Annotated in this window: 11 protein-coding genes; 1 reads left to right on the top strand and 10 read right to left on the bottom strand. The window is 48.7% G+C overall.

Features of this window, described 5'->3' with window-relative positions:
* Positions 1-15 precede the first annotated feature (15 nt).
* From ACX9GV_RS08355 to ACX9GV_RS08345, 3 genes are all read right to left on the bottom strand, one after another.
* A complete protein-coding gene (locus ACX9GV_RS08355; protein WP_473197714.1) occupies positions 16-1,509 on the bottom strand; it encodes a sensor histidine kinase in 1,494 nt (497 codons plus the stop codon).
* 99 nt (positions 1,510-1,608) lie between these two features.
* The gene (locus ACX9GV_RS08350; protein ID WP_473197713.1) at positions 1,609-2,943 is read right to left on the bottom strand and encodes a vWA domain-containing protein; all 1,335 of its coding nucleotides are present in this window, start codon (positions 2,941-2,943) and stop codon (positions 1,609-1,611) included.
* 168 nt (positions 2,944-3,111) lie between these two features.
* Positions 3,112-4,746, bottom strand: coding sequence for a peptide ABC transporter substrate-binding protein (locus ACX9GV_RS08345; RefSeq protein ID WP_473197712.1), 1,635 nt, complete (start codon positions 4,744-4,746; stop codon positions 3,112-3,114).
* A 165-nt stretch (positions 4,747-4,911) separates the two neighbouring features.
* Here ACX9GV_RS08345 and mpaA point away from each other — a divergent pair, with 165 nt between their 5' ends.
* The gene (gene mpaA, locus ACX9GV_RS08340) at positions 4,912-5,619 is read left to right on the top strand and encodes a murein tripeptide amidase MpaA (RefSeq protein WP_473197711.1); all 708 of its coding nucleotides are present in this window, start codon (positions 4,912-4,914) and stop codon (positions 5,617-5,619) included.
* Positions 5,620-5,670: 51 nt separating this feature from the next.
* On the opposite strand, the gene ycjG is transcribed toward mpaA, so the two are convergent.
* The 7 genes from ycjG to pspA all read right to left on the bottom strand — a co-directional run bounded on the left by ycjG (position 5,671) and on the right by pspA (position 12,364).
* Positions 5,671-6,636, bottom strand: a complete 966-nt coding sequence (ycjG, locus tag ACX9GV_RS08335) for an L-Ala-D/L-Glu epimerase (protein ID WP_473197710.1) — start codon at positions 6,634-6,636, stop codon at positions 5,671-5,673.
* A gap of 2 nt (positions 6,637-6,638) precedes the next feature.
* Positions 6,639-8,222 (bottom strand): transcriptional regulator TyrR, encoded by a 1,584-nt coding sequence (gene tyrR, locus ACX9GV_RS08330; protein ID WP_473197709.1) that lies wholly within the window; start codon positions 8,220-8,222, stop codon positions 6,639-6,641.
* A gap of 145 nt (positions 8,223-8,367) precedes the next feature.
* Positions 8,368-9,429, bottom strand: coding sequence for a TIGR01620 family protein (locus ACX9GV_RS08325; protein WP_473197708.1), 1,062 nt, complete (start codon positions 9,427-9,429; stop codon positions 8,368-8,370).
* Complete coding sequence (locus tag ACX9GV_RS08320) at positions 9,426-10,823, bottom strand: YcjX family GTP-binding protein (protein ID WP_473197707.1); 1,398 nt, start codon at positions 10,821-10,823, stop codon at positions 9,426-9,428. The genes ACX9GV_RS08325 and ACX9GV_RS08320 overlap by 4 nt, the downstream gene beginning before the upstream one ends.
* Positions 10,824-10,971: 148 nt before the next feature.
* The gene (gene pspC, locus ACX9GV_RS08315) at positions 10,972-11,412 is read right to left on the bottom strand and encodes an envelope stress response membrane protein PspC (RefSeq protein ID WP_473197706.1); all 441 of its coding nucleotides are present in this window, start codon (positions 11,410-11,412) and stop codon (positions 10,972-10,974) included.
* Positions 11,412-11,639 (bottom strand): envelope stress response membrane protein PspB, encoded by a 228-nt coding sequence (gene pspB / locus ACX9GV_RS08310; RefSeq protein WP_473197705.1) that lies wholly within the window; start codon positions 11,637-11,639, stop codon positions 11,412-11,414. Before pspB ends, pspC begins: the two co-directional genes overlap by 1 nt.
* 59 nt (positions 11,640-11,698) lie before the next feature.
* Entirely contained in the window at positions 11,699-12,364 is a 666-nt protein-coding gene (gene pspA, locus ACX9GV_RS08305; protein ID WP_473197704.1) for a phage shock protein PspA, read from the bottom strand.
* Positions 12,365-12,669 lie beyond the last annotated feature (305 nt).

The following is a 12,669-nucleotide window of genomic DNA, read 5'->3' as shown; positions in this document are numbered from 1 at the left end:
CGCCGTAGCGGGCGCTTAGCGCATCAACCGTAGTGTGAAACGCACCCCCGGAGACAGTGCTGTCACCGAGATCTTGCCACCTAAACTGTGCGCCAGTTGCTGAGCGATCGTCAAACCAATACCTGTGCCTGAGACCCCTTCAGTAATGTTTGATTTTACCCGGTAAAAAGGCATGAAAATCATTTCAAACTCTTTATCAGCAATACCTGGCCCATAGTCCCGTACATGAATATCAACATAGTCCGCATGGGCAACCACTTGTAGGTCAACTTGCTTCCCTGTAGCGGCATATTTCTCTGTGTTATTGAGTAAGTTGTTGATAATTTGCGTCAAACGGTCTACATCAGAATTCACCAGCGCATTTTCAGCCACTGTGACGACCAGCGCCATTCCCTTAGCCTGCAGGGAAGGTGTAAAGGTATGCGCAATCTGTGTGACTAATTGGCTGACATCCACTGACTGAAGATACAACTTGGGTTCACGCGTAAAAGTGAGAATATTCTGGATCAGACGGGATAAGCGCTGGCTCTCGCCAATAATCACATTCAAATAGCCTAGCTGACCACCATGCTGATCAGTCAATTCTTCTTTCAGTAGCTCAGCATAGAGTGTGATATTGGTCAGTGGGGTTTTCAGCTCATGGGATACCTGGCTAACAAAATTCACCTGTTGACGTGCCAAGCGTGTTTTTTGCGTATATTCACGGTATAGACGGAAGAGAATAAACCCAATACTGGCCAGCATTAGCAGAATAAATATCCCACTCCAGAGGTATACCGCCAATGTGTTGACTGGCTGACCATAATAACTAACCTGCCAGCCCGAAAGTGGATATGGCAGGTTTTGCTGTTCCAGTAGTCGTTTTTCATCTAATAGCCGATAGGGGTTGCTCTGATACAGCACCCGCCCATTCTCTCTGACGACCAACGTATCGTTGCCAAAATCCACTTGGGCAGCATTGATGACATCAGAGAGTAAATTGATATAAGAAACGCGAAATCCTAGCGTGTCGCTACCTTTATTACGCCAATAAATAAGTAGCGCATCCTGAAGCTCTCCGCCGATAAACCAGCCTGATTGTGGCGCCGCATGCTCGTTTTTTAGACTGTGGCTGTAAAGCAAGGAAGGGTCATCCACCAGGGGGGCGATCATCTGCAACCAGGCATGCTCTTGTTGACTCAGTGGCTCATTATCCTTGGGATACAGCAAGTGACCTTTTTGCAATACAAAAACTGCATTAACATCACTGTCTTGCTCAATCAGCTTTTTAAAGGAGTCATCATCGCGCTGGACATAATCCATAATGGCGTCCAGACGTGTCGCTTTCTGCTGTAGAATATCCATGATACTGGTGCTCATCTGCGCGGCGCGCGTCTGTGCCAATATCTTGGATTGGTAGTGACGCTGCAATACCTCGTGCTCGATGGTGCGCACACCCAGATAAGTGATCAAACTGAAAATCACCAGCGTCATCATGACAAAAATGATTAAACTTCTGCGCTTGAACATCTGGCTCCTAGGAGGGTTGGTGACACCGTCACCAATGGAATTCTGCTTTAGACTCTGTTGATGCCGGCTGCAACTGCCTGCAGCCAGCAATCAAAACGATTATTGATTCTTTTGCGTTTTAATATTGAAATTTTGTTCTTTTACCGCCTTACGCGATGAAGCCTTGCTTTCATTATCTAACTCTTCCACCATCTTCTTGTTCATCTGCGCACTGGATTCCGCTTTCTGCCTGGCTTCCGGTGTTTTGAGTTTCAAGCTTTGTAATTCCGCTGCATTGCCGCTAATGACCGCTTTAGCTTCTTCCATTTGCCCTTTATCCATCAACTGTATCGCGCGCTCATTTTCAATGGCTGATTTCTGAATAGCTGAATCGACAATCACATCATCCACTTGGGCTGAATTCACTTCTTGTGCGGACTGGCTGTAACTGACATTCACCTTTTCATCAACCGTATCAACCCGTTTGCTACTGAGATTGGCATAACTGACACTCACATCAGCCAACAGTTTGGTTTCCGCATGCTGCCCTTTTGCTGGGACTACTTCCAACAAGACATATTTTTCCTGGTTGGCATACAGTTGGTTAAGTTTTACCTTCACCTTGTTCTTGCTGATAGTGCCATCGCGGCCAAGCAAACGTACGGGTGTCACCTGCTCCGGCGTGGTAATAACCACCTCGACATCTTGTGCTACCACTGACATCACATCATTAAATTCATGGGCCAATATTCCTTCCAGATTATTGGCATTTTTTACAAACACATGATTTCCATCGCTATAGCTGGCAATGGTGGTCATCAGATCTTCGTTATAATCTTCACCAATACCAAAGGTGGTAATGGCGATACCTTTTTTGGCAGCGACTCTGGCCAGCTCGGCTAATTCACTATTGGAGGTTGGCCCGACGTTGGCTTGACCATCAGAAAGCAGAATAATACGGTTTATCTGTTCTTTATCCAGATGATGGCTCACCTGCTGGATCCCTTTGCTAACCCCAGCAAACAAGGCGGTACTGCCACCTGATTCAATGCTACGTCTTATTGCATTAATTATCTGCTGCTTATTTTTTACTTTCGTCGCTGGCAATATCACTTCAGCTTCAGAGTCATAAGCCACTATCGACAAGGTATCATTACTGTCGAGCATATTAACTGCCGTAATGGCCGCATCTCTGGCATTGATGATCCTCTCACCGTCCATTGATCCCGAACGGTCAATCACCAGCGCCAGATTAATCGGGTGACGCTGTGCAATGGCCTGCGGGTAACCCACCAGCGAAATTTTCAGGTAGTTTTTTTCTTGGCTGTTTTCCAGAACAACGGGAGAAGCCACTTGAGATTTGACGATGACTTTATTTGGGGCCGTACTCTCAGCCTGGGCCCCCCAAGGTAATACCGATAACGCGAATAGCGCAAGAATACATTTTAGATTCATGGTGATACTCCAGTAAAATAATCCAATGCATTCTTGCCTATCTTGAACAACAAGATGTCTTTCTGCTGTATAAAGATGTCAAAAAATCGTAAAAGTTACTCTCCTGCTCTTCATTCGAGTTGCAGAAACAGCAACTCGAATGATTGAGAGTATCAACAGCACAGTAAATCAATGTTTCAAGATATACATCTGCTGGCTATAAGCGACATCTTCCGGGTTAGTGATTGGGTAGCCTTTCACCCACGGTTTAATCAAACGACCATTGGTATATTGATAAATTGGCGCTATTGGTGCTTCTTCCGCAATCATCTGTTCCGCTTTATTGTAATCGGCGGTGAGCAGCGTCGGATTTGTTTCACGGCTGGCCTGCGCCAGTAACTGGTCATATTGCGGATTTTTGAATTTGGCGATATTACCAGTATGGGAAGAGGTGAGTAACGACAGGAAAGTCGAAGCCTCATTGTAATCCCCCACCCAGGAAGCGCGTATCACATCAAAATTACCGGTATTACGGCTATCGATATAGGTCTTCCACTCCTGATTCTGCAATTGGACATCAACACCCAATGTTTTCTTCCACATTGAGGCCACCGCAATCGCTATCTTCTGATGACTCTCGGACGTGTTATAGAGCAGAGTGAGTTTTAACGGATTATTCGGACCATAACCCGCGGCCTGCATCAATGCCTTGGCTTGAGCGTTCAGCTCTTCCTGGGTCTGTTGTTGCAATAGATTAGCTTGTGGTTTAAAGCCAGCGGTGACATCCGGTGTAAAATGATAGGCAGGTTTTTCACCGGTACCCAGCACTTTTTCGGCAATAATTTGCCGATCAATCGCGAATGACAATGCTTGGCGTACCCGGACATCGTTGGTAGGTGCCCGTTGGGTATTAAATGCGTAGTAATAGGTGCCCAGTTGATCCGGTGTATAGACCTGACCAGGAATATCTTTCAGCAACTTTTGGTACATGGTTTTTGGAAAGGATTCTGTGATGTCGATATCCCCAGCCAAATAGCGTTTGGTGGCATTGGATTCCTGATTAATCGGCACAAAGGTAACTTTAGTCAGTACCGTCTGTGCGTGATCCCAATAATGCTCATTAGGTACCAGAACCAACTTTTCGTTTACCACGCGGTCTTGCAATTTGAACGCCCCATTCCCCACCAAATTACCGACTTTGGTCCAGTCACTGCCATATTTTTCAACGGTGGCTTTAGGCACTGGGAACAGGCTGAAATTCGCCGTCAGGCTAGCAAAATAAGGTACCGGTTTATTTAACTGTACCTTCAGCGTATGGTCATCTAACGCCACTACCCCGAGTTTATCCACTGGCATTTTACCGGCAATAATTTCTTCGGCATTTTGGATACCTGCCAACTGGGCAAACCAGGCAAATGGCGATGTATTTTTGGGGTCAACCAGCCGTTGCCAGCTATAAACAAAATCTTTTGCCGTGACAACGTCACCATTTGACCAGCGGGCATCTTTACGTAAGGTAAAAATATAGGTTTGGTTATCATTGCTTTGCCAACTCACCGCAACACCAGGGATCACATTGCCCTGCGCATCCTGATTCACCAGACCTTCAAACAGGTCACGCGCCACCTGCGCTTCTGGTAACCCCACGGCTTTAATGGGATCCAGTGATGCCGGTTCATCTTTAATATGACGGACAATTTCTTGTTTTTCCGCCAGCAAAGTACCAGCAGGAACCTGGGCGGCCATTGCATTACCCATCACTGCGCTGATCGCCAGCGCACAAAGTGCCAAACGAAAACTCTGCTGCATTTTTCTTCCCGCCATTATTGATTAACCATGCAAAATTTTTATCATGCATTCCTATCGCCTTTCAAGCCACAAGACGGCCAGAAGCGCTTTATTCGCCTAACAGACTGTGAAAATTAAGTTAAAGCATAATACACTGAGCATCACCACAGCTTCTTTATTTTGGCATGAAGGAATCACAGCATGATCCAACACCGACCACGGAGTGAACGAGGCCAACTGACCACTGCTGGTGAGCAGTATGGCAAATCAGTGCTAGATGCACCGTTACTCTACTTCCCCGCTGCCATCCAGGGCCCGAACACCGGATTGGTGATAGCAGGCACCCATGGTGATGAAACTGCTGCGGTGGTCACCCTATCCTGCGCATTACGTAGTATTGAGCCTAATCAGTTGCGTCATCATGTGATCCTGGCGGTCAACCCCGATGGTTGCCAGCTTGGGCTACGCGCCAATGCCAATGGTGTTGATCTAAACCGCAATTTTCCAGCCGCCAATTGGCGTTCCGGGGAGACGGTTTATCGTTGGAACAGTAGCGCCAAAACACGCGATGTGCGGCTATCTACCGGCGGGAGGCCCGGTTCCGAACCTGAAACCCAGGGATTATGCCATCTCATTTATCGCTTAAAACCAGTTTGGGTCGTGTCATTCCATGAACCCCTGGCCTGCATGGAAGACCCGCAAAAGTCCAGATTAGGAGAGTGGCTTGCCCATAAGTTTGCTCTGCCACTGGTCACCAGCGTCGGTTATGAAACACCCGGTTCTTTTGGCAGTTGGTGTGCGGATTTATCTTTACCCTGTATCACCGCTGAATTGCCACCCATCTCTGCTGATGCCGCCAGTGAAACTTACCTGGATGCCATGGTGGAATTACTGACCTATGGTGATTGATTCAGTACCTACAAATTCAGTACCTACAATTCAGCACCTACAATTCGATGGCTACAGCGCAATGGCTCCGCACTCAAAGGCCAGACCTGGCTCCACATCTTTTGCCAGCCAGGTTGGGCCATCAAGGTCAACAAAACGTGAGCCTGGTACCAACGGCAATGCCGCAGTGATCGCTCTAGAAGTACACAACATGCAGCCGAGCATGATATCAAACCCCTGCTCTCGCGCTCGTGCAGCCAGTTTCAGTGCCTCGGTCAAGCCCCCGGTCTTATCCAACTTGATATTGACCATTTGGTAACGATTCGCCAAATGCGGCAGGTCAGCCGTGGTATGGCAGCTTTCATCAGCACAAATCGGCAGTGGATGGACAAAATTTTGCAGGGCAAGGTCATTATTGGCAGGTAACGGTTGCTCTAGCATGGCAACCCCCAACTCTGCCAACAAATGGCAACGAGCTTCTAATTGTTGCTCTTGCCAAGACTCATTAGCATCGACAATTAATGTGCTCTGTGGCACAGCGTTACGGATCGCCCGCATCCTTTCATCAACCCAATCATTATCCAGTTTGATTTTCAGTAAGGTGGCGCCCTGCTGCTGCAACGTTTTAGCCGCTAATGCCATGGCTTCAGGTGCTGCGATACTGACTGTTTGCGCCATCACTACACGGGTTGGTGCCACCACACCACTAAGCTGCCAGCGGTCGCGACCAGTAAGATGGCATTCCAAATCCCATAACGCAGAATCAACAGCATTGCGTGCCGCACCCGCAGGCATCAGATGCAGTAAATCTTGCCGCGTTGCCCCTTGTGCTACAGCATCAGCGACCGCAGCAAGCTGTTCCATTACTGAAATTTCGCTCTCACCATAACGGGGATAAGGCGTGCATTCACCGATGCCACAGTGGCCTTGCTGTTCAATCTCTACCACCACCACATTGGCTTGTGTGCGACTACCACGCGCTATCACAAAAGCGGTATGCAACGGCCAGGATTCAGAATAAAAACGCATGCTTCTCATCGTTACTCCTGAATAACATCCTCACTGTCATCAGTGAGCTTACGGCTACTCAGCCCATACTCACGCAATTTGTTGGCGATGGCGGTGTGTGAAACCCCCAGGCGTTTGGCCAGTTTACGTGTGCTGGGGTAAGTACGATAAAGACGTGTCAGCACCGAGCGTTCAAAACGCTTGCTGATATCATCCAACGACCCATCCAACACTTCATCCGCCAATGACATTTCCACTTCAAATTCCGGCAAGATGATGTCTTGCGGGCGCAGTTGAAAGCCATCCGTCTGTGTCAGAGCACGGTAGATGGCATTCTTCAACTGCCGAACGTTACCCGGCCAACTGTTTTTGATGAGGAAACTGTTCAGATCACTCGCCAGCTTCGGTCTTGGTACCCCTTGTTCATCGGCGAAGCGCGCCACAAACAGTTCCGTCAGTGGCAAAATATCCTGTGGGCGTTGATGTAAAGGAGGAATAGATATCGTCAATACGTTAAGGCGGTAATAGAGATCTTCACGGAATTCTCCACGCTGCACCAGCTCAACCAGGTTTTTCTGAGTTGCACAGATCACCCGCACATCCACATGCACTTCATGCTCTTCCCCTACACGGCGGAAAGTACCGTCATTCAGGAAACGTAGCAGTTTAGTTTGCATGCGTGGCGACATCTCGCCAATCTCATCCAGCAGCACTGAGCCGCCATTCGCCTGCTCAAAGAAACCCTTTTTCCCCTCCAACGCATTGGGATAAGCCCCAGGAGCATGCCCAAACAGTTCACTCTCAACCACATCATCGGGTAATGCCGCACAGTTTAATGCCAGGAAAGGTTGCTTTCCGCGCGTGCTACGCAGATGGCAGGCACGTGCCAAGATATCTTTACCCGTTCCGGTGTCGCCGACAATCAGCAACGGCGCATCCAGCATCGCCAATTTACGCGCCTGTTCCAGTACCTGGCGCATTTTCGGGCTGACACCGACAATCTGCTCAAAACCACTGTCATCATTGACTGCCAGACTCTGTAGCTGGCGCCCCATACGCGCAGCCGATTTTAGCATCACCACGGCACCCACCGGGGCCCCCTGCTGCTGCTCATCTTCCAGATAAATGGGGGTGATATCCATCAGGAAATCCTGACTGTGGACCACCACACGCTCGGAATGAGACGCGATATTCTCGCTCTCCAACCAACGGCCAAAGTTATAGCCACTAATCAGCTGACTGGCGGTCTGATGACGGATTTTATCTTCACTGAAATTAAACAATATCTGTGCAGCCGGATTGGCAAGCTCTACCTTGCCTTTCATATCAATGGAAAATACCGGTTCCGGCATTGATTTTAATAACGCGCGTAATGCCCGGTGTTCACGTTCTGAAGGCATAAAGTTGACCGTGCGCACATCAGTGACCCCATCGATTCGCCTGATTTCAGCCATCAAGGCCCGAAAAACATCAAAATCGAGTTGGGAAAAATTCAGATAAATACGGCCGATGGGGTCAATTTCAATACCACGTAAATCGATGCCGCGGGATACTAAAAGATCGAGTAATTCTCGAGTAAGACCGAGACGGTCTTGGCAAAATACTTCCAAACGCATCAGTATTGACCTTATCTCTGCAGGTGCGGGAATATCTCACCATGATACTCCCTCCCTCCGAACAGAAGAAGTCATCTGTCAGCAAAAGTTGACAGAACTCTGTTTTCTTATTCCAGCGACGACCAAAAAGCGATTGAACCAGGATTTATTGCGGCCGAGAGCCACTTTTGCTCATTGTCTCTTTTAACTGTGCGACAAGTTGTTTACGGAAATCGCCAAGTTTGGGTTTATCCCCCTCTAGCCAAGGCAAAGGGCGGCAAAGCTCCATCGCTTTAATGCCTAAGCGCGCCGTTAACAGTCCAGCACCTATTCCCTGCGCTGCCCGAGCTGAAAGACGAGCCGCAATATCTTGTGACATCCAATCCATCCCCACTTCCCGCACCAATTCAGACGCACCAGCAAAGGCGATATTCAGTAACACCAGCTTGAATAACCGTATTCGGCTAAAATACCCCAATTCGATGCCATACAAGGTCGCAATACGATTAATCAGCCGAATATTGCGCCAGGCAATAAATGCCATATCCACCAACGCCAGTGGGCTGACAGCAATCATCAGTGCTGACTCGGCGGCCGAACGGCTAATTTCCCGCCGAGCCTGGCTATCGAGTACCGGTTGTACCAGCTTGGCATACAACACCACCACCTCTCGATCGTTTTGGGTTTCATGCAGTGAAGCCTGCCAACGTTGTAATGCCGGGTGACCTGCTGGCAACCCCGCCTGCTGCGCCAACTGTTCGCAGAACTGGCGTCCTTTACCCAAGCCATGGCTGTGTAATAATTCGCGGGCCTCATCACGCTCTTGCGCTCGTTGGCGCAAACGATATAACCGCCGCCACTCGCCCACCAACGAACCAATTCCAGCAAATACCACTAATCCCCCGGCGACGCCACCACCGAGGGCAATCCAATCTTGCTGAACCCAAGAGCTATGCAACCACTGCCCACCTTGGGCTATCACACTGATGCCGAACAGCAGCAAGCCCGCATTCACCATTTTACGCCATAGGCTACGCTTGGGTTTCAATGCCGCATTGATGATCCCTTCCGCGCGCCCCTCTTCTTCTTCCTGTTCCAGCTCCGGCGAGGTAGGGTAAAAATTCTCAGCCTGTTGTTGATCAAATGCCATACTAGCGCGCAGCACTGGCTCTTGTGGCGGCTGCAACGACTGTTCAAAATCAATACGCGGTTTTAGCGGTTCACTCATCGTAATTTGTCTCCCAATAAAAATTCCATCGCGGCATCTAGGCGAATATGCGGCAATGGACTTTCAATGCTCATCACACCTGGGCGAAATTGGTCAAACTGGAAACCTTGTTGCTGCCAGAATGCCGGGCCAGGTAAACGGGCTGGCACCTCACCGGGGAATACCGTCAATGGTTCACCATCACTTAGCCGGTGGCCTTTCAGTGCAGCCATTCGTTGCCCATGGTGTTCAACGGTGCCATTTTCTGTCCCCTGTATCGAAGCCAAGCCGAGGCAATCCATACTGATACCTTCAAATGCGGCGTTCTGCCAAGCTTCTTGCACCAGTTGCTGCAACAATGAAACCAGATTGGAATGCTGATCAGCAGTAATGTGATCCGCTTTGGTGGCAGCAAACATCAGTTTATCAATGGTCGGTGAAAACAGACGATGAAACAGGGTCCGTTTACCATAGTGGAAACTGCGCATCAGTTGCGTGAGTGCCAAGCGCATATCATTAAACGCTTGTGGACCACTGTTGAGAGGTTGCAAACAGTCTACCAAGACAATCTGGCGGTCAAAGCGAACAAAATGCTCTTTATAAAAGGCGTTGACGATCGACTGGCAATAATAATTAAAGCGCGCGCGTAACATCCCTATATTGCTGTTTTTATCCGCTTGCGCTAAGCGAGGGTCCTCCAGCTCGGCAATATTTGGCCAAGGGAAAAACTGCAACGCAGGCGCGCCAGCCAATTCCCCGGGTAATACAAAACGACCCGGCTGGATAAAGTGGAACCCTTGTGCCTTGCACTGTAGCAGGTAATCGGTATAGGCCTGAGCAATCTCTGCCAATTGGTTTTCATCAGCCGGCTGTAATGGATCAAGTGCTTGGCACAAGGTTAACCAAGGTTGCGCCCATTTGGCCCGATCCCCTTGCAGTAACCCACCCATCTGCCGTGACCACGCCAGATAGTCCTGTTCCAACATCGGTAAATCCAGCAACCACTCACCGGGGTAATCAACAATCTCCAGATACAGCGTCGAGGTTTCCTTAAAATGACGTAACAGAGAGTCACTTGAGCGGTAACGCAACGCCAGACAGATTTCACTGACGCCGCGCGTTGGTGTTGGCCAGCTTGGCGGTGAACCATAGAGCTGTGCCAATCCTTCGTCATAGGTGAAGCGCGGGATCCCGAAGTCTCGTTGAGGGATGCGTTTAACCCCCAGCAGGCGCTCTTCTCGCACTGGCGAAAATAGGGGTAGACGAGCGCCGCTGTGAATATTCAGCAGTTGGTTGACAAACGAGGTGATAAACGCTGTTTTACCGCTGCGGCTCAGCCCGGTTACCGCCAAACGTAAATGGCGGTCCATGCCCCGGTTGAGCAGCGAAGTAAGCTCATGTTGCAATCGTTTCATTGCTCTCCAACGAATATTTACCCGTCATCAATGAAGCTGTAGCAGTATTGGCTATGCTCGTTCACCCGAATCACTGACTTGAGTAAGCTCATCGGGACGTTCTCGTTTGCCGCCTACCTGCAACTCCATTGAACTTGGGTATAAAAGGTTACAGTTTGCGAAAACGGCTCTGTACACCAAAGGTGTCAGAGGTGACGTAGCGCTCAATTTGGCGGAGTTGCTGCTCCCCACTGCCAAGTTGATACGTCAGTTGATCAAGCAACTGGCGTGGTGTAGCGGTTTGTGCCTCCTGATAGCTGCTCGCTGGGGCTTCATCCAACGTGAAGGTCAGAACGATATAGGCAACTACGGTAAAAGCAAACAAACCAAAAAACACTGACAGCACAGCAATCACGCGGATCAACAGTACCGGCACCTCTAAATAGTGTGCCAAGCCGGCACAAACCCCTTTCACCATCCCTTCTTCAGGAACACGATATAATTTTTTATTGCCTGTTGCGCCGGTCTGCTGCCAGCGGTTCTCACCAGAGGTTCCTGCTTGGTAGTCACTCCCTTGGTCATAATTCCTTCTTTCTTGATTTTTTCTCATTACGACTCCCTCCAATTGGGATGTTCCGCATCAAGAATATCTTCCAGCGCCTGAATACGTTCACGCATACGTGCAGCATCTTGCGCCAGTTGTGCCAGACGTTGCATTTCATGCTGACTTAATTGAATACCACTCTGCTGCCGATTGCTGTAATGCAGCCATAGCCAAATCGGGGCGACAAACAGCACAAATATTGTCAATGGAATGGCCAGTAATAGCGCGCTCATTTCAATTCCTTCTTGTTGACCAGTAAGTGCGGCCATACAAAGATAACCGCATTAGCAAATTATTCAGAACGATTCATCTTGGCTTTCAAGGCTGCCAACTGCTCGCTGATGGCATCGTCTGCTTTGAGTTCGGCAAAGGCCTGGTCCAGCGTTTTATTTTTACCCAGGCTCATACTCTCTGCCTCAGCTTCCATATGATCAATACGGCGCTCGAACTGTTCAAAACGCGCCATGGCTTCATCCAACTTACTGCTATCCAGTTGGCGGCGCACATCACGAGAAGATGAAGCAGCTTGATGGCGCAAGGTCAATGCCTGCTGACGTGCGCGAGTTTCGGTCAGTTTATTTTCCAACTCACCAATTTCACTCTTCATGCGTGCCAACGTTTCGTCAATCGTCTCTGCTTCCTGACGTAACTTAGTCATCAATGCCGAAACTTTTTGCTTTTCAATCAGCGCCGAACGCGCCAGATCTTCTTTATCCTTACGCAGTGCCAGCTCAGCTTTTTCTTGCCACTCATTGAGTTGGGCTTCTCCTTGCTCAATCCGACGCAGCAACTGCTTTTTTTCTGCCAAAGCGCGCGCTGAAGTGGAGCGCACCTCAACCAATGTATCTTCCATTTCCTGGATCATCAAACGCACCAACTTTTGTGGATCTTCAGCTTTATCCAGTAACGTATTGATGTTGGCGTTCACGATGTCAGCAAAACGAGAAAAAATACTCATAATTTACGTCCTCTTCGGGTTGTTGGCTTAAATTTGCATCAACTGGGGTCATAACGCGCCGAGTTAAGTCAAATTACTCGCCATAAAACATAATTACCTTGATACGACATGGCTTCCATACTGTATTGATCCAATTCTGTCTTGCACCATTACAGTCTTGCCCCATTACTGTCTTACCTCATTGCTGTCTTGCCTCATTGCTGTCTTACCTCATTGTATTATCAAGATACGTGCCAACTTTTAATTGATTGAAAAGTAATGATTATTTATTTTTGACTCTCTTTGTATTTACTGTAAAGTGAGTA

It is taken from the genome of Serratia sp. 25CWL12, from assembly GCF_055790885.1.
Note: the sequence above shows the minus strand (reverse complement) of the source record. Positions and strands in the feature narration are given on the sequence as shown.